Source organism: Chitinophaga sp. W3I9 (assembly GCF_050434025.1).
Lineage (GTDB): Bacteria > Bacteroidota > Bacteroidia > Chitinophagales > Chitinophagaceae > Chitinophaga.
Genome location: NZ_JBNPWC010000001.1, coordinates 7,416,127 through 7,439,493, shown reverse-complemented (window position 1 = coordinate 7,439,493; position 23,367 = coordinate 7,416,127). Strand labels below are relative to the sequence as shown.

Genomic DNA, 23,367 nt, shown 5'->3' with positions numbered 1-23,367 from the left:
AAAAATATGGAGACTACATTTTCTTTGCGTCTTCCAGGAACTTAGCCAGGCCGATATCAGTTAACGGATGTTTCAGCAGACCGAGAATAGATTCTAACGGGCAGGTACATACGTCGGCGCCTACTTCAGCACATTTTACAATGTGGAGTGCGCTACGGATAGAGGCGGCCAGGATTTCAGTTTTGTAACCCTGTAAGCTGTAGATCTGTGCGATTTGTGCGATCAGTTCCACACCATCCCAGTTGGTATCGTCGATACGGCCAATGAATGGGGAAACATAAGCTGCGCCTGCTTTGGCAGCCAGGATAGCCTGACCGGCAGAGAACACCAGGGTGCAGTTAGTTCTGATACCATTGTCGGTAAACCATTTGATGGCTTTTACGCCGTCTTTGATCATAGGCACTTTCACCACGATGTTCGGGTGGATAGCAGCCAGTTTCTTACCTTCTTCAATGATAGATTTAAAATCTGTAGATAATACTTCTGCACTTACATCACCATCTACTATTTCGCAGATATCTTCGTAATGTTTGATAATTGCAGCTTCGCCTTTGATACCTTCTTTGGCCATCAGGGAAGGATTGGTGGTTACACCATCGAGAACGCCAAGATCGTGAGCTTCTTTGATTTGCGCCAGATTAGCTGTATCGATAAAGAATTTCATACTATGATAAATTAGTTGTCAGGAAATGAACATTTGGGAGAAGCTGTCATTAGTGAAAGAGGTGGAGAAAATAGCAACCAGATACTATTGACAAGCAACTAATGACAATAAAAAAAGAAAAAAAGGCAAGTTACTTATATCGCACCGCTACAACCACCTACCCTTGCTACATTCCTGTCCTGGGGGAGTTCAGTAGGAGCTGGTCGTATAAGACTTGCCGGTTGCAAAGGTAATAGAATGCGTTGAAAATCCAAACATTAGCAACAGAAATGTTGAAACTTTTTTTAACACCGTAGGAATACGCAATCTTTTAAGGTTAATACTGACAATGCTATGTAATGGAAAAAATTATATATATTTGGAATGTAAACATATCCCAAAGTATTGTCATCATTCATTTTCAAAACAATATAAACCTCAATTATGGAAACAACTACTTATGAAGGCGGCAGCGTTTTTAGCGCCATGTTTAGCGGTGTCTTTTTAATTATCATGCTGGTAATTATCGTTTTCTTCGCCTTCTGTATGTGGAAGGTATTCGAGAAAGCCGGCCAGGAAGGTTGGAAAGCAATTATCCCTATCTACAACATTTATGTGCTTACCCAAATTATTGGCAAACCATGGTATTGGTTGCTCCTGATGTGTATTCCTTATGTAGGAGCCATTTGGGGTATTTGGGCAACCAATCTGCTCAGTAAAAGTTTTGGTAAATCAGAAGGATTTACGGTAGGCCTGGTATTACTGCCTATCGTGTTTTATCCTATCCTGGCGTTCGACCGTACCATCGTGTACAAAGGACCGGCAGGCGATCCCACCCGTTTTAATAATATTACTGAAGACCTGAACTCAATAGGAAAAACGGCCTGATCAAAAATAAGATAGTAAAGAGGGCGTCTCATTTTGAGGCGCCCTCTTTTTATTTGATGTTACCGGTCGATACCGTTGTAAATAACTTTACCATTACGGATCGTATAAGCCACCTCTGAAAAGTGGCGGCTATCTGTATGCGGGTCTGCTTTCAGCAACACAATATCCGCATCCATTCCTTTCGCGATACGCCCGCTGTGCTGCGCCATGCCAAACCGTTTTGCCGGAGCAGTTGTTAACGCCGCTAGTATCTCATCGAAGCTTAACCCCGCGTCAGACATCAGCCGGAATTCGTCGGACGTATCGTAATCCGTGATATACCCCACATCCGTACCGAATAAAATTTCACCGCCTGCGCCGGCATAGGCGCCCAATTGCTGCAATGCGGTTGTCATCAACGGATTACTAACCGGGAGGTTCTTTCTTTCCAGTTCCCATTTGTAAAGTTTCAGGGTAGGAATGAGCGCTACCTTATCCAGCAGCAGTTGATCAATTTCTTTTTTCGTCCAGCTGCGGTAACCATCCGGGGCCACGTGCGCAAGGATATCCACGCCGCCGGCAAGGGCTATATTCATCCCGGTATCGGCAGTAGGATGGGCAAAAACCGGTTTATGAAATTTATGGGCAGTGCTGGTAGCAGCCTTGATGATGTCTATAGGCATCGGTACAATCCCATGCCCATCCGGCGATGCGGACCATACCTTGATGCCGTCTGCGCCGGCCTGTATCTGTTTAGTAACGTAAGCCACCGCTTCTTCCGGCGTGTTTATTTCCGGAAGGGTAAGCGGCTGAATATAGAAAGGACTTCCATGCGGCGGAACAAACGGAACGCCCACCGTAAGGATAGCAGGGCCGTTTACCTCCCCTGATGTAATCCTGGCCCGGAGGGCAAGCAAATTGGGATAGTTCAGCGCCGCCAGGTCAAATACATGTGTAAAACCACGACTGTTGATCATGCTATCCATCCGGTTATTGAGCTGCGCTGCCGGCTGCTTGTCCGCATGGTCCCACCCGGGTTCAATAAAATGTACATGACTGTTCCAGAAGCCGGCCATCATCACCAGGCCTTTGCAGTCCAGTACTTTCATATGTGCAGGCACTTTTACCTGTTTGCCCGCCGCTGCAATTTTCCCGTTTTTGATGATAACCACACCTGATATAATTGGTGCCGTTTTGGGAGAGGTATATATGGTGGCGCCCACCAGTGCAAGATCTTCCTGTGCATACACACTTCCGGAAAGAAGAACCAGCAAACAAAACAATAATGTTTTCATCAGATAATTATTAAGAACGAACCAGCTTAAATTAAGTCTTATCAGGTGCTATTTAATAATTCTCCCTTACTACCGGTCATAAATGTTACGGAAGTATTTAAATACGTTGCAGAAGGCGCAAATTAATTTTCTTTAGTAGTATAGTAATTATAGTCGTTCAGTACCGTTTCGAGGAAATAGGTATTGGGCAGGTCGGTTTCAATATGCAATACTTCTCTTACCCGCATGGCCACCCTGGCGGCGAGCTCGTCGTCTTTCGCCTTCAGTGCGCGATCCAGCAGGTCTTTCACTTTATTCATATCCCTGTCAGACAGCTTCATGATCTGTGGAAACTGCGGTTTGTAATCGCTGTTGGAAAGATCCCGGAAGATGGTTTCTTCTATACTGCCTTTTCTTTTGGTGCTGATCACAATGGTGCCGGCTACCAGGTCACCCAGTCGCTGGTTATAAGGGGTGCGCACAATGGATACCGCCGGGATAATCACCGGTACCAGGGCGAAAAAATACAGCGGTGTTTCTATGATCCGGAATATCCATCTTATCAGGTGCTGACTTATACTTGGCTGGTTGCCGGTCATACTTACCACCTGCAGATGCAGTATTTTTTTTCCGGGTGTTTGTCCTTTCATGCCGATTTCCGCCACAGGGAAGTAAAACAACAGGGGCAGCAATACCAGGAAAAAGTAGATGCCCACATGCCCCTCCATCTCTATACGGAAAGAGCTCAATGTCATATACGCCACCAGGTAATAAAAAAAACGGATGCCGAAATCAATGAGCCAGGCCAGGAATCTTTTCATGATGTCTGCTGATTCAAATTCCAGGTCTATATTGAAAGAAGTCGGTATTTTTATATCTGCCATACTCAAATTTACATATTTGTTGATATATTGTTGAACGATTTAGTATGTTTGCCGGTATTCCCCCATTAGTAACCCATTACTGTAGGTGATATCTGTATTTAAAAGGGAAAGGACTCACTATGAGAGAATCGCTGTTTATCAAAAAAAATTTGTCCCGCTGGAAGAAATACCAGGAGGAACCGACAGATGACCCTGATGAAATGGCGGAAAGATTTGTATCACTGCTAGATGATCTGTCTTACGCTAAAACTTTTTACAGCTTCAGCAAAGTAACCCGTTATATCAACGGCCTGGCGGCGGGTATCTACCATCGTATTTACCAGAACCGTAAGGAAGATGTAGGACGCTTCCAGTTGTTTTTTAAATATGAATTACCACTGTTGTTCCGTAAGCACCACCGCCTGTTATTATTTACGCTCTGTTTCTTTTTATTGTTCTGTATTATCGGCGCCTTTTCATCAGCACACGATGAAACGTTTGTGCGTGGCGTATTGGGCGATGAATATGTAAACATGACGGAACGCAATATTGCCAATAAAGATCCTTTCGGCGTGTATAAAGACGGTAACCCGGTGATGATGTTTTTCCGGATTGCCTACAACAATATCATGGTATCTTTCTATTGTTATATAGGAGGCATTTTCCTGGGTGTTGGTTCCTTATATCTCTTGATACGCAATGGTGTGATGCTGGGCGTTTTCCAGTATATCTTCTTTTCGCATGGCCTCGGCTGGAAATCTATCCTGGTGATCTGGATCCATGGCACCCTGGAAATATCCAGTATTGTGATCGCGGCCTGTGCAGGCATTATCATGGGAAAGAGCATCCTTTTCCCCGGTACACGCAAGCGGATCGATTCCCTGCGTAAAGGTGCAAAAGACGGTATCAAGATCATGGTAACCCTGATTCCCGTATTCATTGTGGCCGCTTTCCTGGAAAGCTTTGTAACCCGGTATACAGAAATGCCGCTGGTGGTAAGTCTTTTTATCCTCCTGGCATCACTGGCTTTTATCCTGGGCTATTTTATTTTTTATCCCATTTACCTGCATAAAAAAGGATACCGGCTGAGTGCGGAAGGGAAAGTATTAACACCATTTACCCTTTCAAAGCAGTAACATGAATCATTTTTTCCGGATTAAATACAGCCTGCTGTTACTGCTGCTTTGCTGTGCCCTGCAAAGCATGGCGCAATATGAAGGTACAGCCCGAAATAAAGAAGAATACGATAGCTTATTGCAGGCAAGGATAACTGAAGACAGCTTCGCTACCATCCAGGTAGACCGGGAGCGTGCGGAAGGCGAAGAAGAATATGCGACAGAAATTCCACCATTTGAATTGCGTGAGGTACCGGACTCACTGGTGAAAGCGCTGAAAGAAAATAAGAAGCTGCAATACCAGGAAATACCGCCGGAACCGCCCCCGGATAATAGCTGGGTGCAACGTTTCCTAATGGCTTTATTTTCATCGATCGGTGCTATCCGCATCATTGTGATGCTATTGCTGCTGGCAGGTTTGGGCTTCCTGGTGTATTGGTTTATGAAAAGCAATGGCATGAGCTTTTTCCGTAAACCGCAACTGGTAGAAGGATTAACAGAAGTACAGGAAGAAGACCTGCAAAGTGCACAGGAGTATGAAGAAAAAATAAAAGCGGCAATAGCTGCCGGGGAAACAAGACAAGCTATCCGCTGGTGGTACCTGTATACCTTGTTTCAACTGGCAGGCCGGGAGCTGATAGTACCGGGGAGAGAAAAAACCAATAACGATTACCTGCGCAGCATGCGGAGTTCTCCCTACTATAAAAAATTTGCTACGCTGACGTTGGATTATGAATATATCTGGTATGGCGGATTTGAAGTGAGTGAAGAGAATTTCAGGAATATTAACCAGGAGTTCAGGGATTTTAATAACACAATCGGAAAAACTTCGTGAAGAACAAACCTCTATATATCGTCCTGTTCGTTTTGCTCCTGCTGGTAGTACTGGTCATGGTGAGTGGAAATCTCGCCAACAAAAAGAATGAGCAATCCACAGATATGACCCAGTCTTCTTTTTACAGCAAGGATAAAAAAGCAGGCGGCGCCTATGCTGCTTTTAAGATGCTGCCCCAGCTGTTTATAAGGAATTCTGTGCAGGTGGTAACGAAACCTTTTGCCCGCACTTTTGATAAGGACAGTGAGCTGAAATTCAGGAACAATGTATACATCCTGGTGGCCGACCGGCTGTTCACCACTGAAAGCGATATAGAGGCCATGCTGGATTATGTATCACGGGGAAACGAGTTGTTTATTGCTGTAAATACGCCGGATCCTCTGCTGGAAAAACACCTGAAATTTGTGACGGTGGAAAGCAATAATATGCAACTCAAAAAAGAAGGTGTTGTACAGCGGTATGCTGATGAAACCATTCCAATGGATACCTCTTTCAGTTACCCTGGCAGGGTAAGCGGAAGTTATTTTTCAGCGGTAGATAGTAATACTACCAGCATACTTGGCTACAATTATAAAAACAAGCCCGATTTCATCCGTATTGCGTATCGCGGCGGTTTCATTTACCTGCTGCTGAATCCATATACTTTCACGAATTATTTTTTACTGCACAAGCAGAATGTAAAGGCGCTGGAAACGCAGCTATCGTACCTGATCAGTGATGCCGGCAATGTGTACTGGGATGATTTCTATAACAGTCAGCATAGCGCACAGTCGGGCGACTTCAGTGAGTGGCAGGTGCTGATGCGGTATGCATCCATGCGTTGGGCGTTGTGGCTGTCGGTGATATTGCTGCTGCTGTACGTAGTGTTTGAAAGCAAGCGCCGGCAACGGATTATCCCCGATAAACCAGCCGTAAACAATACTTCACTGGAGTTTGTAGATGCTATTGGTCAATTGTACTATCAGCAACACAACAACTACAACCTGGCGCATAAAATGATCATTCATTTTATGGAGTATATACGTTCCAGTTATTATCTCAATACTAATGTGCTGAATGATGAATTTATTGCGTCGCTGGCGCGTAAGTCGCAGGTGCCTGAAGGGGATATCAGGGCATTGTTGCAGATGGTACACAATATACAGCTGGAAGAAAATATCAGCGACGATGATCTGAAAGATTTTTATAACCGCATTCAACAATTTTATATAAACACGAAATAAATAATGGATACCAATACATTTCAACCCAGGACTGATTTTTCTGCCTTGCATGAAGGTGTGGAAGCCATCAGGGAGCAGATAGGGAAAGTAATTGTGGGACAGCACCAGATGGTAGACCTGCTGATAGCAGGCTTGCTTACACAGGGACATGTGCTGATTGAAGGTGTTCCCGGCGTTGCAAAAACACTCACGGCAAAATTGCTGGCGCAATGCGTGGATGCGGACTTCAGCCGTATCCAGTTTACACCCGACCTGATGCCGGCGGATGTATTGGGCACTTCCGTTTTTAATCCGCAAACACGCGAGTTTGAATACAAGAAAGGACCCATTTTCAGTAACCTGGTGCTGATCGATGAAATAAACCGTGCCCCCGCTAAAACACAGTCGGCGTTGTTTGAAGTAATGGAAGAAAGACAAATCACCAACGACGGCACCACCTGGTCGCTCGACCGGCCCTTTATGGTGATTGCCACTCAAAATCCGATTGAACAGGAGGGTACTTACCGGTTGCCGGAAGCACAACTCGACAGGTTCCTCTTTAAAATAGAAGTAAGGTATCCTAACCTGGAAGAAGAAGTAGCTGTATTGCGCAGTATTCATCACTTCAACGGGGAAACAGATCTTACAAAAATGATCAGCAAAGTAATAACTACCACGCAGATCATCGAATTTCAGAACCTCGTACGGCAGGTAATAATAGACGAAAAGCTGTTTCATTACATTGCGTCTATTATCAATGAAACGCGCATGAACTCCTCGCTGTACCTGGGCGCTTCTCCGCGTGCATCCATTGCTGTTATGAACTGTGCAAAAGCCACCGCTGCCATGAAGAACCGGGATTTTGTAATTCCTGACGATGTGGTGGAAATGGTGCCGCATGTATTGCGTCATCGTATTATGCTGACGCCCGAAAAAGAAATGGAAGGCATCAAAACAGATGACGTGATTGCACAGATCGTAAAAACGATAGAGGTACCGAGATAATCATCTCCCTAGAAGATATTAGTATGTCAGCCACTGTAAAGAATAATTTATTCCAGATACTGTTTTTTACCAACAGGCTTTATTTCCTGCTGGGAGGGAATATCCTGTTATTTATCATTTCGTTTTTTATTCCGCGCATTTTCAATATTGCTGTGATTGCATTTATTGTGCTGGTAGGTGTTGTATTGCTGGATATGATCCTGCTGATCCTGCGCCCGGCCAGTATTGTATCGATGGAACGGAAAACCAGTAACCGTTTCAGTAACGGGGATGATAACGAGGTATTGCTGGATTTTCACAGCCGGTACCCGTTTCCGGTATTTGTATCTGTGATTGATGAATTACCCCTTCAGTTCCAGGAACGTGATTTTCTCTTGCAGGCAAAAGTATCCGCAGCAGGTGCGCATATTTTCCGGTATGTGTTGCGTCCGTTGGAAAGAGGGCTGTATAACTTTGGCTACAGCAACGTATTTGTTAGAAGTGCATTGGGCATTGTAAGCCGCCGGTTCATTTTTGATAATGAACAAACGATCAGCGTGTATCCCAGTTTTCACCAATTGCGGCATTATGCTTTGTATTCCTACATGAACCGGCTGAATGAACTGGGTGTGCATAAGCGCCGGGTAATTGGCCATAGCATGGAGTTTGATCATATTAAGCCGTATACAAAAGGGGATGATGTGCGTATGCTCAACTGGAAAGCGACGGCCCGCAGCGGTAACCTGATGATCAATAATTACGTGGAAGAAAGATCGCAGCAGGTATATTCCATCATCGACAAAGGCCGGAATATGAAGATGCCTTTCAACGGTTTATCGTTGCTGGATTACGCTATTAATGCGTCGCTGGTATTCAGCAATGTGGCGGTGGATAAAGGCGATAAGGCGGGGCTGGTTACTTTCAACGAAAATAAGGTAGAAGTATTGGCCGCCAGCAATAAAAAAGTGCAGGTAAACAAAATCCTGGAAACGCTGTATGCACAGGAAACACGCTGGCAGGAAAGTGATTACGAAGCATTGAGTGTGCAGCTGCGCAGTAGTCTATCTACGCGGTCGCTGCTCATGATCTATACTAATTTTGAGTCGATGTCCAGTTTGCACCGGCAGTTACCCTTCCTGCGGCGCCTGGCACGTTATCACCTGGTACTGGTGGTGTTTTTTGAAAATACAGAACTGAAGCGGGTAACAGAACAAACGGTGCAGGATGTGGAGGGAATTTACAGGCAGACCATTGCACAGAAGTTTGCGTATGATAAGAAGCTGATTGTAAAAGAGCTGGCGAAATATGGAATTATGTCGTTGCTGAGTCCCCCGGAGCAATTGACGTTAAACGTGGTAAATAAATACCTGGAATTAAAATCACGTATGTTGATCTAATTCACAACAAGCAATGCCAAAAAAACTAAGATCCATTCCTGTAAATCATTTCGGAGGTGAGTATCATCCAGGTATTTCCATTGAGCGGATATCTCTTAAAGATTTCCCCGGTTTCGAAGGAGAGGAACAATCTGAGCGGCATGATCGTCATTCATTTCACTTACTTGAGGAAGGCGCCATTACGATCGAAATTGATTTTCAAAAGTATGAAATCCAGTCTCCGTCTATCATCTACATGCACCCAAATCAGGTACATCGTATAATAACATTTGAAAATGTAGAAGTCAGCACGTGGGCCATCAATAATGTAGATATTAACAGTGAATATCTAAAACTATTAGAAGACATTACACCCACAAAACCATTGTCCCTAAATGAAGAAGTATTTTCTATTATTTCCGAAGCCGTATCACTTTGCCTGAAATTTTCAAAACGAACGAACGATAAACTGTATCATTCATTGCTGAAAGATAGCTGTAATGCACTGGTCGCATTGGTGGTGTCCCTGTATTTAGAACAATCTAAGCCAATAGAGAAATTTCCGCGCTTTGAATTGGTTACAAAAGCCTTCAGGGAAGCATTGGAGCATAATTTTACCACTGACAAACGCCCGGCAGCCTACGCCCAAAAACTAAATATATCCGCACCTTACCTGAACGAATGTGTCAAAAATACAACAGGCTATTCCGTGTCGCATCACATACAGCAACGTGTTATTTTAGAAGCAAAACGTTTACTCTACCATTCCGGTAAATCGGTAAAGGAAATCGCTACCGCATTAGGGTATGATGATTACCCTTATTTTTCGCGGCTATTTACCAAAATCACAGGAATAACCCCTTTAGCTTTCCGGAATAAAAACCTCGGTTGATCCAATATCTACTTTGTATTGTTATTTTTTCTCCCTGTTATACGATGTTCCTTTGCATGGTCAAATAAAATCGTATAAAAATGAAAATATTAAAAGATAAAAAAGTACTCGTTTCGGGTGCAAGTTTTGCCGGCCTTTCAACCGCTTATTGGATGAATAAGTTAGGTTACAAAGTAACTATTGTTGAAATCGCAAACGGCCTTAAAATGGGAGGAACGCCTGTTAACATAGAAGGGAATACTGTTGATATTGTTAAGCGTATGGGAATCTTTGAGCAAATTAAATCAAACAGATTGGTAATGGAAATGCTGGAATTTAAAAATGCAGATGATGTTACGGAAGGAACCATGATATTAAAAAGGGAAGGTGAACAACTGCGGGAAGACGAATGCGAGATTGAAAGAAATACATTACTCAATATCTTGTTTGATACGGTGAAAAATGACGTTGAATTCATTTTCAACAACAGCATCACCGCCTTAAACGAAACGAACGACGATGTTGAAGTTACCTTTAAAGATGGCTCACAACAGGCTTTTGATTTAGTGTTCGGCTGCGACGGCATACATTCGGCGGTAAGGAAGATCTGGTTTGGCAATGAAGCGGGTTACCTGCATTTTCTCGGGCAATATTTCTCTATCACCATCGTAAATAAATTGCTGATAAAGAAAAATACAACGCAATTCTATAACGTGCCTGATAAGGCAGTAATGCTAAATGCTTACAACAACAAAACTGATATAATTTTCTGCTTTCGTTCAGAGAAGGAAATTCCTTACGATTATCGTGATGAAGAACAACAAAGAAAAATCATTTTGGGACAATTTCAAGAACAAAGCTGGAGAACTGCGGAATTATTGGACGAAGTAATGAATGCTACAACTTTTTACTTCGATAAGCTTTGCCAGGTAAAAATGCCATCGTGGACAAAAGGCAGAGTGGCGCTGGTGGGCGACGCAGGCTATTGTGCTTCCCCTGCTGCGGGAAAGGGCGGATCGTTGGCAATAGATGGAGCTGCCGCATTAGCGGATGCTTTTCTGCAACACAATGGAGATTTTGAATTAGCCTTCCAGGATTACAACAAAAATTTCCGCCCGTTTATTGAGGAGGTCCAGGCAGAAGCTATACGGATGGGTTTAGAAACGCTTGTTCCGGGAACCGAAGAAGCTATTCGCAAAAGAAACACGGAAGGTGTTGGTTTTTAGACCGGCTAATGTCTTCTCTTCTTTTTAAACAGGTCGTCTGTATTTTTCAAAATAAGGGAGTCTGCGTCCGGCGCCTGTTTTACTGGTATCACGGATCGCAGGTAGAGGCGGTCGTTATGTTTGTACCAGGCTTCCACTGTTACTGATTTCAGGGTATCATTTTTTGGGAGTAATAAATCCTGTCCTATTATTTTTCCTGCGGAGGCAGCGAACCTGATGGCATTGGTATCTAACGGGAATACTTTCCCGCTGCTGAATTTTCCTTCTATATTCAGGTAGAAGCGGATATCGCGTTTTATGCTGTCGGCATAATGATTGAACCGGATAGCGGTAATGGCCGGGAGTTGCAGGGTGGTTTGATGGGAGGTGTTGTTGGGTGTAGTAACGGTAAGGGTTATACGGTATTTATCTTTTACCAGTTGTTCCCTGTTAAAACGGAGTACGCCGTTTTGTATTTGCCCGTTGCTGCTGCTAACGGTTAATTTGTTCCAGCGGAGGTTTCCTTCCAGGAGTCCGGTAGTTTGCTGGGTGGAGCTATCGGTATAAATAATCCGGATGCCCAGGGGCGCGCTGTTGTACAATTCCGTCACAGCATCTGCATCATAAAAGGCCACTATGCGCGCTACTTTGGCCTGTTGGGCATTTGCCGGCAGGGTGATAGCAAGTAAGGTGCAGAGCAGGAGATATTTCAGCATGCGGTTTGGAATGTTTTAGCACCGGTGGACAACCGGCTGATTAATTTCTTACCGCCATTTGCCTGGCTACGTATTTACCGAGAATATCAAATTCCAGGTTTACCAGGCTGCCGGTTTTTATATTTGAGATGTTGGTAAATTCGTAGGTGTATGGAATAATGGCAACAGAGAACTCATCGTTGGTGACATTGAATACGGTGAGACTGATACCATTGAGGCAAATGCTTCCTTTTTCCACAATCAGCGCGGCGAATTCGGCAGGGTAGCGGAAGCGGAATAACCAGCTGCCATCCTGTTCCTGGCAGGAGAGGCATTCTCCTACGCTATCCACATGGCCTTGCACCAGGTGGCCATCGATGCGGCCGTTGAACACCATAGCTCTTTCGAGGTTCACGAATTGTGTAGGGGTGAGCTGGCCGAGGTTTGTTTTCTGCAGGGTTTCATCTACCGCTACGGTTTCGTAAGTATCGCCCTGGATATTGGTTACCGTTAGGCATACGCCGTTATGCGACACGCTCTGGTCTATTTTTAATTCAGCTGCCAGTGGTGTTTGTATCGTGATTACCAGGTTACTGCCTTCCTTCCTGGTGGATACTACTTCTGCTAGTGTTTCTATGATTCCTGTAAACATGCGGCAAATTTAAGCATTTTTCTACACCCGGGGTTTCCAGGGAATTTCTTCCGCGCCCAGCTTGTGCCCTGTCCAACGGGCCAGCACAAAGAGGTAATCGCTGAGGCGGTTAATATACTTGAGTACCAGCGGTTCAATGAACATATCGTGCTCCTGCATGCCTACGCAGAGGCGTTCTGTGCGGCGGCATACGCAGCGGGCGATGTGGCAGGTAGATACGGCTACATGTCCGCCGGGAAGGATGAATGATTTCATCACGGGAAGCTCTTCATTCATCTGGTCGATACTTTTTTCCAGGAGGGTGATATCGCCTTCGTGAAGGTCTGGTATTTTCAGTTTGGTTTCTTTGTCGGGGTCGCAGGCCAGTGCGGCGCCGATGGTAAAGAGGCGGTCCTGTATTTCGCGGAGCAGACTTTTGGTGTCCGGGTCTGCGATGTAATCGTTTACCAGGCCAATGTACGAGTTGAGTTCATCCACGGTGCCATAGGCATCGATGCGGACATCGCTTTTAGGCACTTTGGTGCCGCCGATGAGGGATGTTTTGCCTTTGTCGCCTGTTTTAGTATATATTTTGAAAGACATGGGTGTTGGTGTTGATCGGTTGCAAAATACGAATAACGGCGTTACGGGAAGTATCCTGTAACGCCGTTATGCAGTAATCGGGAGATTTTATGCGTGTGCTTTTTCGTTGATGCGGTCTGATTCAATGACGCCATCGCGCAGGCGTATAACGCGGCGGGCGTGATCGGCGATATCTTCTTCGTGTGTTACCAGCACCACGGTGTTACCGGAGTCGTGGATGGCCCCAAAGATTTCCATGATTTCCACAGACGTTTTTGAGTCGAGGTTACCGGTGGGCTCATCTGCGAGGATAAGGGACGGATTATTCACCAGGGCGCGGGCGATGGCAACGCGCTGGCACTGTCCGCCGGAGAGTTCATTGGGTTTATGTTTATAGCGGTCGCCGAGGCCTACTTTTTTCAGCATGGCGATGGCCCTTTCTTCCCTGTCCTTTCTGTTGATGCCGGCGTAGATCAGTGGAATGGCCACATTTTCCAGGGCGGTGAGGCGGGGCATGAGGTTGAACTGCTGGAATACAAAGCCGATTTCCTTGCCGCGTACGATGGCCAGGTCGTTGTCTTCCATTTTGCTCACATCATGTCCGCTGAGAACGTACCTGCCGGCAGTGGGCGTGTCCAGGCATCCGAGGATGTTCATCAGGGTAGACTTTCCTGAGCCGGAGGGGCCCATGAGCGCCACATATTCATTCTTGAAAATGTCCAGCGATACGCCTTTGAGTACCGGTAATTCATTTTTACCGAGAAAATAACTTTTCCTGATTCCTTCCAGGTGTATGACGGACTTTTCCATGTGGGTTATTTCTTTATTATTTTCGGCACTTTAAAGTATTCCTCAGTGGCGGAAGGTGCGTTTTTCAGGGCCTCTTCACGGGTGATTGCCGGTATTACCTTATCTTCCCTGAAAACATTATAATCATCTGTCAGGTGAAGTAATGGCTTCACATCGGTGGTATCCAGTTCATTCAGTTTCTCCACAAAGGTGATCATCCTCTGGAGGTCTCCGCGTATTTCAATCTTCTCCTGGTTGTTGAATTCCAACCTGGCCAGATCGGCCAGTTGCTGCACCAGTACGTCGTTCACTTCCATAATCAAATTAAATCAAAAGATAATGAAATATAAATGGTAAATATGATAGTATCTCAAAATTAGGGATAAACGGACAGAATAAAGTGCTTTTGATCATCTGCTTTTGGCTTTTGGCGTTTTTTTTACAAAACAGCCCGGTGTTAATGGCTGAAAGCTAAAACCTATTCTTTAAATTGCGCCCTGTTATGGCTACTGAAAAAGAAATTGTGGTAAGCGGCATACGCCCTACCGGTTATTTGCATTTAGGCAATTATTTTGGCGCTATCCGTAATTATATCCGGATGCAGGAAGATTTTAACTGCTATTTTTTTGTGGCAGACTGGCATTCGCTGACCACCCATCCCGATCCGAAAGATCTTCCGGGGAACGTGATGCGGGTACTGGCGGAGAATATCGCATCCGGACTGGATCCTGAAAAGGTATCCCTGTATGTGCAGAGCGACGTGCCCGAAATTGCGGAATTATACCTGCTGATGAATATGCTGGCTTATGTAGGTGAGCTGGAGAAAGTACCTACTTTTAAAGATAAGGTGCGGTTGCAGCCTCAAAACGTGAATGCAGGGCTGCTTACCTACCCGGTGCTCATGAGTGTGGACATCCTGATCCAGCGCGCGGTGAAAGTGCCGGTGGGTAAGGACCAGGGACAGCACCTGGAAATGGCGCGTAACTTCGCCCAGCGTTTCAATCACCGTTATGGTGACCTGTTCCCCGAGCCGGAGGCGTTCAACTATGGCGATAGCCTGGTACGTATCCCCAGCCTGGATGGTAACGGCAAGATGAGTAAAAGTGAGAATGAACTGGCTACATTATACCTGGCAGATGAGGATGATAAGATCATCAACAAAATCAAAAAGGCTAAAACCGACAGTGGTTCCGGTGAACCCGGCTCGCCGGTGCCTGATTCTGTACAAAACCTGCTGGACCTGATGAAACTGGTGTCTGTACCGGATGCGGTATCTTTCTACGAAGAAGCATGGAAGAATACCGGGACTATCCGTTTCGGGGATCTGAAAAAGCAGTTGGGTGAAGACATGGTAAAGTTTATCTCTCCTATCCGTGAGCAGGCGAAAGAGTTACAGCGGAATACAGACTACCTGAAGAAGATTATGAAAGCCGGTGCAGAAAAGGCCAGAGCGAATGCGGCACAAACTTTGCAACAGGCGAAAAAACTTATTGGTATAAATTATTATTGAAAAAGTCGCCAACTGTAGCTATTTTCAGTTTTAACCACCTCACATCGCATGGCAAAACAGAATAAGATCAAACATATAGCTATCGCCGGAAACATCGGCGCCGGCAAAACCACGCTGACAGAAATGTTGTGCAGGCATTATAAATGGCATCCGCAGTATGAAGATGTGGAGCACAATCCTTATCTGAACGATTTTTATGAAGATATGCCCCGCTGGTCGTTTAACCTGCAGGTATATTTTCTGAACGGGCGCTTAAAGCAGCTGCTGGAAGTGCAGAACGGAAAAGAAACCGTTATACAGGACCGGACCATTTATGAAGACGCGCATATTTTTGCGCCCAACCTGTATGAAATGGGGTTGATGACCAAACGTGATTTTGATAATTATTTCAACTTTTTTGAAACGCTGAAAAGCATGGTGAAACCACCGGATCTGCTGATCTACCTGCAGGCATCTGTGCCTACACTGGTAGCGCAGATACAGAAGCGGGGAAGGGAGTATGAAGAAAACATCCGGCTCGACTATCTGAAACGACTGAACGAATATTACAACAACTGGATTGAGAAATACAAAGAAGGCCCGTTGCTGATCATTGATATTGATAAGAATAAATTCCCCGAGAGCGATGAAGACCTGGGCGAAATTATTTCGCGGATCGATTCACAGTTGTACGGCTTGTTTTAGCGCGCGCGTAGGTTGTCTTTCTCAGGATTACGCTGATTATATTGATTTTAAGGATTTGAACATTTTGGATTTTAAATGATTTTGGGAGATGTAGGCGGATACCTGATTTTATTTTTTTGATTTTACTTTTTTTATAAATTTTTTGGGAGTTATAAGCGAAAATATCCGCTTGTATCTCCCAAAATCATTTAAAATCCAAAATGTTCAAATCCTTAAAATCAATATAATCAGCGTAATCCTGAGAAAGACAAACCTCGCGCGTTTATGTTTCATTAACACTTCTATTTTTTCCGCTGCTTATTTTTGTATTCGCCGGCAACAAGTAGTTAACCCGTTAGCCCGCGGAATTTTATTGTTAAACCCAATTCCCTGATGAAACAATTATTGTTAACCGTCTTATTCACGTGGTGGATAGCGCTGTTGTATGCACAACCATTGTTAATGCCGGTTGGAAAGAACACTGGCAGCGGCAGTTACAGCCGGCATTTCCAGCAGGTGGTATCTGCCTGGTATAATCCTGCCGGCTTATCCTGTTTATCTTCTTTTGCAGCGGGTATTTATACAGAGAACCGGTTTATGTTAAAAGAGGCTTCGTTGTATGCTGCAACGGTGGCTATTCCTGCGGGTACAGGCGCTTTCGGCGGAAGTATTACCCGGCTGGGCAATGCAGCGTGGCACCAGCAGCGGCTGAGTGGCGCGTATGGCATGCAGCTGGGAAGGCGGGCCGGTATCGGGCTGCAGTTTAATTATGAGACCACCAGTGTGCAAGGGTTGGGGACGACCGGTAACATCAGCTTTGACGGCGGAATGCTCTGGCATATCAGTGAGCAGTGGCATGGCGGCCTTCATGTGTATAAACCCGCAGACGCGTCTGTTCTATATAGTGGCGGCCTCGGTTTTGAAGCATCGCGCGATTTCCTGTTAACAGGTGAAGTGGTTTCTATGGGTGCATTTACTGCTGTCAAGGCATCGGCTTATTACCGGGTTATCCGGCAGCTGGCGCTGGAAATGGGTATTGCATCCGGTCAGGCTTATAACAGTGCGGCAGTGATATTATTCCTGAGATCCCTGCGGATAGATATCGCTGCGGGGTTTCATCCGCAACTGGGTATTACGCCCGTTACCTCATTGATATGGCAGCTTTCTCCACCACCGGGGATGGAGTGATGCGTATAAGTTTATGGACTTGTTAACCAGGCGTGGCCTTTGGTTTTACCGGAGATCACGTAGGGAAGTTAAACTTTCAATGTTATTGATATGGCAACTATCCGCTCGGCGATTTGCGGCATCACCGGTTGTTTGTTGCTGCTGCTGGGCGGGCGGAAAGCGTGGGCCCGTCAGCAGGAAGAGACGTTGCCGCAGGCAATGGAAAATAACCTTGAGAACGAAGCGGCTGGTACGGAAACGGTACCGGAGGATGATGCGCAATGGCAAACTTTAAATGCATTGGCCCGGCATAAGATCCAATTGAATACAGCAGATGAAGCGACGTTGCAGTCAATAGGGCTGCTCACGCCTTTACAGATCAGCCAGTTTTTGCGGTACCGCGCACTGTTGGGAGATCTGCTCAGTATTTATGAACTACAGGCGGTGCCGGGTTTTGAACCGGATGTTATCCTGCGCGTACTGCCTTACGTAACGGTAGGCGATGACCTGGCGCCACATTATACTTTACGGGATTATACGCAGAAGGGTGATCATTCGTTCCTGTTGCGTTATGCCCGCGCAGCGGAGAAAGCAAAGGGGTACCTGCACACCGATAGCACCTTACCTGCCTACAGGGGAAGCCCGGAAAAAGTGTTTATGCGTTACCGTTATAGCTTTCCCCGGTATATGAGCTGGGGGATCGTGATGGAGAAAGATGCCGGGGAAGCTTTTTTTAAAGGCGCGCAAAAGCAGGGATTTGATTTTTACAGTGCACATATTTTTATCCGGAACTACCGGAAAATAAAAGCCCTGGCATTGGGCGATTATGCGGTGAGTATGGGACAGGGCCTGCTGAACTGGCAGGGCCAGGCTTATGGTAAAGGAGCATCGGTGATGCAGGTAAAACGGGAAGGAGAAGTGTTGCGGCCTTACACCTCGCCGGGAGAGTTTTATTTTTTCAGGGGAGCTGCTGTTACGTTACAACAAAAACGTTGGGAGTTGACCGCCTTTGCCTCTTTCCGTAAACAGGACGCCAGTACAGACACACTGATGGACGAAGTAACGGCGGCCAGTATTATCAGCAGTGGTTACCACCGCACGGTCACAGAAGCAGCCAAACGCGGACAGGTACAACAGGTGAGCGTTGGTGGAAATATCCGCTACCAGGCTGCCCGGTGGCAGGTGGGAGGAAACGTAACCAGCCATCATTTAACGCCGGTACTTCAAAAGGAAACAGCGCCCTATAATCAATTCGACTTTAATGGTAACCAGCTGACGGCTGCCAGTATTGATTATTCCGGCAGCTGGAAAAATGTGCACTTATTCGGGGAGGCAGCAGTAAGCAGTAACGGCAAACCTGCCATAGTTCAGGGATTGCTGACCAGCGTAGCGCCTGCGGTGGATGTGGCTATCGCGTACCGGTATTATGATAAAGGCTACCAGTCGCTGTATGCCAAAGGATTCGGGGATGGCTACCGGACCGTTAATGAGCAGGGAATATACACGGCGGTTACCCTGAAAATAACATCCCGTTTAAAGGCGGATGCATATGCAGATGTGTTTCACTTTCCCTGGTTGAAGTACCGGAGTAATGCGCCTTCTTATGGCAAGGACTTCTTTGTGCAGGGAAGCTATGTTCCCGGGAAAACAATGACCCTGTTACTTCGTTACAACTACCGGCAGGGAGCAGAGAACGTGTTGCTGCCGGAGAACCCGGTCAAAGTACCGGCAGAGGTAACGTCCAGGCACATACGTTTTCAGTGGAGTATAAAAGTAAATAAGCAATTGGACGTTAAAACCAGGATAGAATACAGCAGTTACGAAGTGGCAGGGGATATGCAGCAGGGATGGATGATTTACCAGGATGCCAGTTACCGTTTTATACATTTGCCTGTATCAATCGGCGGCAGGGTATCCCGGTTTCAGACCAGCAGTTACGATAGCAGGATATATGCAACGGAAAGCAGTGTGTTATACGAAAACGCGGTATCGCAGCTGTATGGTGAGGGCTGGCAATATTATCTCAACATAAAATGGAAAGTAAGCCGGCGGCTGGCATGCTGGGCACGTTGCCATCAGAGCCGGTATCCTGGTCAAACCCGTATTGGTAGCGGAAATGACGTTGTTGCAGGAGATAAGAAAACATTGCTTCAATTTCAGCTGCAATATTTAATAGCAGGAAAATGAAATTTTTTAAGCTGGTTATAAGTTGATTATCAGTTTGTTATGGTGATAAAATTATCTGCTGTTAAAATAATGTTAAGTAGATGTATCACGATTTACTTTTTTTTTCTAACTTGTGGATGTCAACCAAAATCTAAATCTGATTTGCTTTATGAGAAAGACCTTTCTGCAAGAAAAAAAGCTTGTGATAATGGCTGTAAACCCGCAGCAGGATACTTGTCATGATTCAAATCAATAAGACACAACGAGAGACTTAGTAAGGCTTTTACCGATTTAAACTATAACAGGCACGTAACCATTCCTGAAATTGAGATCATTAGCTGTTTGTCAACAGCGAGCGAATACAACAATTTACCGACGAGAGAACACATGTTGATCTATTATTGACTTGTACAACCAAAATCAGAACTGTTTATGAAGAAAAACACTTCTCCTTTTACATAGCCGGTCGCCAATATACCTGACCGTATGTTGCGATGATTGTTTGCTGTAACTACAGAACCGAATGGTATTCTGTATGGTTAGTCATGCTTACAAAGACATGATATGGATTTTTTATGCTATTATTTTAATGTGCTAATATGATACAACAATAAATAAAACATCTTATCCGGAAGCAGCTACCGGCAATTGTTTGCCAGGTAAGCATTTATAAGACCCGATGCATTTCTTCTTCAACCAAAATCTGAAACTTTTATGAAAAAGGGGTTCCTCCTTTTTGCCATGGTTATGGCAATCATTCACCTGGCCTACTCGCAGCAGCGACCGGTTACAGGTACCGTTAAGGGCAACGATGGCAATCCGGTTCCGTTTGCCACCATCCAGATTAAAGGCAGCACCACAGGTACCACCGCCAATGACAATGGCGTATTCAACCTGAGTGTGCCCGGTGCCGCGACCGTGCTCGTAATAAGAAGCGTTGGATATAAAGCCCAGGAAATAACCGTGGGAGAAAGTTCAAATCTCCAGGTAACACTCATTGCAGATAACAAGAACCTGCAGGAAGTAGTGGTAACTGGTTTGGGACTGGTGCGTGAAAAGAAAACCGTTGGTTACGCCACCAGTAATTTTGCTACAGAACAAATTAACAGGGTAGCGCCTGTAAGTATGATGGATGGTTTATCCGGAAAAATTGCCGGTGCTGAAATATCCACCACCAGCGGCGCTCCGGGCGCATCCAACAAAGTAATCCTCCGTGGTTATTCATCCCTGCAGGGTAACAACCAGCCACTGTATGTAGTAGATGGGGTGCCATTGAACAACGACCGTCCCGGTTCCAGCGTTGATGGAAAAGGAGTCAACAACGGTGGTTACGACTTTGGTAATAATGCCAATGACATCAACCCAAATGATATTGAAGCAATCAGCATTTTGAAAGGCGCCGCTGCCACCGCTATCTACGGTTCCAGGGCCGCCAGTGGTGTGGTATTGATCACTACCAAAAAAGGTAAGAGCGGAAAACTTAAAGTAGATGTGGCCTCTGCTGCCACTTTTTCTAATGTAGGCATGTTGCCAACCATGCAGGAAAAGTTTGGCCAGGGATGGGGCGGTACTTTTATTCTCTCAGAGAATGGTAGCTGGGGTCCGCGGTTGACCGGCGAAAACCGCGAATGGGGCGCACCTGTGGACGGTGTGTCATTAACAAAGCCATTTTCTTTTGTAGATGATAACGTACGCGATTATTTCACTACCGGTAAAGAACTGAACAACACCATTTCTATCAGCGGAGGAAATGAAACATCCACTTTCTTCCTGTCTTATGGAAATATATACAGCGATGGTATCCTGCCCACTGACGCAGATTCTTATAAAAGAAATACGTTCTCTGCAAGAGCCTCTACAAAATACGGCAGGTTCTCTGCTTCTGCTTCCTTTAACTACGTAAATAAAAATGCGAAAGCAGTATCTACCCGCAGTGAATCCGGACTCGGTTCTTCCTTGTTTGAGGATATTATCCAGATCCCGGTAGATATCAACATTTCCCAGTTTAAGGATTACAAAAACAAATATTACAACGTTGATAACTACTTCACGCCTTACGCGGAGAATCCTTACTATTCCCTGTATGAAAATGGGAATAACCTGAAAAGCAACAGGATCTTCGGAAACATTGACCTTAAATATGGTATCAATGACTGGTTAAGTGTACAATGGCGCCTTGGTGCAGATATCACCAACAGCCAGTCTAAAACCTATAAGGCGAAAAACAGGCCATCACTCGACAGCTGGAATGATGGTAATAATGTGGAAGGATCGCAGCGGCAAGAGGACGTTGGTTATGTAAGGGAAAACAGCGATTACAGGGGTGAGTTCAACTCCGATCTCCTGCTCACTGCCAATAAAAAACTGAGCTCAGATTTTACTATCGATGGACTGGTAGGCTTTAACGTTAACCAGCGGGAAGGAAAAATATTCACTTCGGCTGTGAAAGGCCTCGCCATTCCCGGTTTCTATGTGATCTCCAACTCACCCAATACACCGGTGTCACAAACACAGGAATTCAGACGCAGAATTTATGGCCTTTACGGACAGGCTACCCTAGGCTTCCGCGAATACCTGTTCCTCACGGTGAATGCCCGTAACGACTGGTCGTCTACATTACCGGAAAAGAACAACAGCTATTTCTATCCTGCGGTGAATGCTGCCTTCATTTTATCAGAAGCGCTGAAGCTGGATGACCGCGGTGTTTCTTTTGCGAAACTGCGCGCCAGCTGGGGTAAAACAGGTAACGATGCTGGTCCCTATCTCACTAAAACCACCTTATCTACCGGACAGATCATAGATCTTCCATTTGGTACACTGGATTTTCCTTTTAATGGTATCCCCGGTTACACAGTAGGTGACAACATCGGTAATCCCGATCTTGCTCCTGAGTTAAGTAATGAGTATGAATTAGGTGGCGAAGTAAAATTCCTGCGGAACAGGTTGGGTTTTGATATTGCCTACTATAACAAACTCACCAAAGGGCAGATCCTGGCGGTGCCTACCACGCCGAGTTCCGGTTATGCGAGTATTACGCAGAACTTTGGTAAAGTGAGGAATAAGGGTATAGAATTATCTGTTAACATCATACCGGTAGAAACAAAAGATTTTACCTGGACCCTGAACTACACATACGCACGTAACCGCAATACAGTAGAGGAGCTTCCTGCAGGTTTGGACCAGGTAGTGCTTAATTTCGCTTACGATGCAAAATTTGTTGCACGTAAGGGAGATCCACTGGGTGTATTTTATGCACCGGTACCTGCTACCACACCGGATGGAAAAATAATTGTGGATGCTACCGGCTTGCCTAAGGCGGCAGATACCGACGGTTATTATGGTACCTCTCAGCGCGACTTTACCATGGGGCTGATAAACACACTCCGTTATAAAGATTTAACGCTGGGCTTCTCTTTCGACTGGAGAAAAGGCGGTGTGTTCTACTCTGGTACAGCTGATCTGACCTACTTCGTGGGTAACGCCTTGTTAACTACTTATAACGACAGACGAGCCTTTGTGGTGCCTAACTCTGTAATGCAGGTAGGTACGGATGCACAGGCCAAACCGGTATATGGTGAAAATACCATTCCGCTCACAGATTATAATTATGATGCTTATTGGTATCATACTACCAATAAAGGCGGTGCTTATTCACAGCGTATTATTGATAAAACCTTTTTGAAACTGCGTGATATCACGCTCTCTTACAGTTTGCCTTCATCAGCCGCCAGAAAAATTGCTGCCAGCAATCTCATGCTGACTGTTTTTGCGCGCAACCTGTTTGTGTGGACGCCGGAAGGAAATACATTCATTGATCCCGAAGTATCCAACTATGGTAATGACCTGAACAGTGAGTTTGGTGAATTCAGATCCATGCCGACTACCAGGTCTTATGGTGTTTCATTGAAGGTATCCTTCTAATCTTTTAA

The 23,367-nt window shown here is 45.3% G+C and carries 21 protein-coding genes and 1 other RNA gene; 13 read left to right on the top strand and 9 right to left on the bottom strand.

Features of this window, described 5'->3' with window-relative positions; all coding sequences use genetic code 11:
* Positions 1 to 13: 13 nt before the first annotated feature.
* Both fsa and ffs read right to left on the bottom strand, forming a co-directional pair.
* Positions 14 to 664, bottom strand: a complete 651-nt coding sequence (fsa, locus tag QFZ51_RS30170) for a fructose-6-phosphate aldolase (RefSeq protein WP_079470709.1) — start codon at positions 662 to 664, stop codon at positions 14 to 16.
* 120 nt (positions 665 to 784) lie between these two features.
* Positions 785 to 884, bottom strand: an RNA gene (ffs, locus tag QFZ51_RS30165) — signal recognition particle sRNA small type.
* A 203-nt stretch (positions 885 to 1,087) separates the two neighbouring features.
* Between ffs and QFZ51_RS30160 the strand changes: the two genes are divergently transcribed.
* The gene (locus QFZ51_RS30160) at positions 1,088 to 1,531 is read left to right on the top strand and encodes a DUF5684 domain-containing protein (protein ID WP_429051182.1); all 444 of its coding nucleotides are present in this window, start codon (positions 1,088 to 1,090) and stop codon (positions 1,529 to 1,531) included.
* A gap of 59 nt (positions 1,532 to 1,590) precedes the next feature.
* On the opposite strand, the gene QFZ51_RS30155 is transcribed toward QFZ51_RS30160, so the two are convergent.
* Both QFZ51_RS30155 and QFZ51_RS30150 read right to left on the bottom strand, forming a co-directional pair.
* On the bottom strand, positions 1,591 to 2,805 hold the full coding sequence (locus QFZ51_RS30155; protein WP_429051180.1) for an amidohydrolase family protein: 1,215 nt from the start codon (positions 2,803 to 2,805) through the stop codon (positions 1,591 to 1,593).
* Between the two features lie 122 nt (positions 2,806 to 2,927).
* Positions 2,928 to 3,668: an RDD family protein gene (locus QFZ51_RS30150; protein ID WP_429051178.1), complete on the bottom strand. Its 741-nt coding sequence runs from the start codon at positions 3,666 to 3,668 to the stop codon at positions 2,928 to 2,930.
* A gap of 119 nt (positions 3,669 to 3,787) precedes the next feature.
* Here QFZ51_RS30150 and QFZ51_RS30145 point away from each other — a divergent pair, with 119 nt between their 5' ends.
* From QFZ51_RS30145 to QFZ51_RS30115, 7 genes are all read left to right on the top strand, one after another.
* Entirely contained in the window at positions 3,788 to 4,783 is a 996-nt protein-coding gene (locus QFZ51_RS30145; protein WP_429051176.1) for a stage II sporulation protein M, read from the top strand.
* Position 4,784: 1 nt separating this feature from the next.
* Positions 4,785 to 5,597, top strand: coding sequence for a hypothetical protein (locus QFZ51_RS30140; RefSeq protein ID WP_429051175.1), 813 nt, complete (start codon positions 4,785 to 4,787; stop codon positions 5,595 to 5,597).
* The gene (locus QFZ51_RS30135; protein ID WP_429051174.1) at positions 5,594 to 6,820 is read left to right on the top strand and encodes a DUF4350 domain-containing protein; all 1,227 of its coding nucleotides are present in this window, start codon (positions 5,594 to 5,596) and stop codon (positions 6,818 to 6,820) included. Before QFZ51_RS30140 ends, QFZ51_RS30135 begins: the two co-directional genes overlap by 4 nt.
* 3 nt (positions 6,821 to 6,823) lie before the next feature.
* Positions 6,824 to 7,804, top strand: a complete 981-nt coding sequence (locus QFZ51_RS30130) for an AAA family ATPase (protein ID WP_370913543.1) — start codon at positions 6,824 to 6,826, stop codon at positions 7,802 to 7,804.
* 23 nt (positions 7,805 to 7,827) lie between these two features.
* Positions 7,828 to 9,180 (top strand): DUF58 domain-containing protein, encoded by a 1,353-nt coding sequence (locus tag QFZ51_RS30125; RefSeq protein WP_429051173.1) that lies wholly within the window; start codon positions 7,828 to 7,830, stop codon positions 9,178 to 9,180.
* Between the two features lie 13 nt (positions 9,181 to 9,193).
* Positions 9,194 to 10,051, top strand: a complete 858-nt coding sequence (locus QFZ51_RS30120) for an AraC family transcriptional regulator (protein ID WP_429051172.1) — start codon at positions 9,194 to 9,196, stop codon at positions 10,049 to 10,051.
* Between the two features lie 80 nt (positions 10,052 to 10,131).
* On the top strand, positions 10,132 to 11,256 hold the full coding sequence (locus QFZ51_RS30115) for an FAD-dependent monooxygenase (protein WP_429051171.1): 1,125 nt from the start codon (positions 10,132 to 10,134) through the stop codon (positions 11,254 to 11,256).
* A 5-nt stretch (positions 11,257 to 11,261) separates the two neighbouring features.
* Here the strand turns inward: QFZ51_RS30115 and QFZ51_RS30110 are convergent, their stop codons facing one another.
* The 5 genes from QFZ51_RS30110 to gatC form a co-directional block, all read right to left on the bottom strand.
* Positions 11,262 to 11,951 (bottom strand): hypothetical protein, encoded by a 690-nt coding sequence (locus QFZ51_RS30110; protein ID WP_429051170.1) that lies wholly within the window; start codon positions 11,949 to 11,951, stop codon positions 11,262 to 11,264.
* 40 nt (positions 11,952 to 11,991) lie between these two features.
* Entirely contained in the window at positions 11,992 to 12,582 is a 591-nt protein-coding gene (locus tag QFZ51_RS30105; protein ID WP_429051169.1) for a riboflavin synthase, read from the bottom strand.
* Positions 12,583 to 12,603: 21 nt separating this feature from the next.
* Positions 12,604 to 13,164, bottom strand: coding sequence for a cob(I)yrinic acid a,c-diamide adenosyltransferase (locus QFZ51_RS30100; protein ID WP_429051168.1), 561 nt, complete (start codon positions 13,162 to 13,164; stop codon positions 12,604 to 12,606).
* 87 nt (positions 13,165 to 13,251) lie between these two features.
* Positions 13,252 to 13,953 (bottom strand): ABC transporter ATP-binding protein, encoded by a 702-nt coding sequence (locus QFZ51_RS30095; protein WP_429051167.1) that lies wholly within the window; start codon positions 13,951 to 13,953, stop codon positions 13,252 to 13,254.
* A gap of 5 nt (positions 13,954 to 13,958) precedes the next feature.
* Positions 13,959 to 14,249, bottom strand: a complete 291-nt coding sequence (gatC, locus tag QFZ51_RS30090) for an Asp-tRNA(Asn)/Glu-tRNA(Gln) amidotransferase subunit GatC (protein WP_429051166.1) — start codon at positions 14,247 to 14,249, stop codon at positions 13,959 to 13,961.
* A gap of 185 nt (positions 14,250 to 14,434) precedes the next feature.
* Between gatC and trpS the strand changes: the two genes are divergently transcribed.
* The 5 genes from trpS (at position 14,435) to QFZ51_RS30065 (ending at position 23,359) form a co-directional block, all read left to right on the top strand.
* A complete protein-coding gene (trpS, locus tag QFZ51_RS30085) occupies positions 14,435 to 15,442 on the top strand; it encodes a tryptophan--tRNA ligase (RefSeq protein WP_429051165.1) in 1,008 nt (335 codons plus the stop codon).
* Between the two features lie 48 nt (positions 15,443 to 15,490).
* Positions 15,491 to 16,126 carry a deoxynucleoside kinase gene (locus QFZ51_RS30080; protein WP_079470695.1) on the top strand — a complete coding sequence of 212 codons (636 nt, stop codon included), beginning with the start codon at positions 15,491 to 15,493 and terminating at the stop codon, positions 16,124 to 16,126.
* Positions 16,127 to 16,498: 372 nt separating this feature from the next.
* A complete protein-coding gene (locus tag QFZ51_RS30075) occupies positions 16,499 to 17,293 on the top strand; it encodes a hypothetical protein (RefSeq protein ID WP_429051163.1) in 795 nt (264 codons plus the stop codon).
* A gap of 90 nt (positions 17,294 to 17,383) precedes the next feature.
* The gene (locus tag QFZ51_RS30070) at positions 17,384 to 19,459 is read left to right on the top strand and encodes a ComEA family DNA-binding protein (RefSeq protein ID WP_429051162.1); all 2,076 of its coding nucleotides are present in this window, start codon (positions 17,384 to 17,386) and stop codon (positions 19,457 to 19,459) included.
* A 693-nt stretch (positions 19,460 to 20,152) separates the two neighbouring features.
* Positions 20,153 to 23,359 carry a SusC/RagA family TonB-linked outer membrane protein gene (locus QFZ51_RS30065; protein ID WP_429051161.1) on the top strand — a complete coding sequence of 1,069 codons (3,207 nt, stop codon included), beginning with the start codon at positions 20,153 to 20,155 and terminating at the stop codon, positions 23,357 to 23,359.
* Positions 23,360 to 23,367 lie beyond the last annotated feature (8 nt).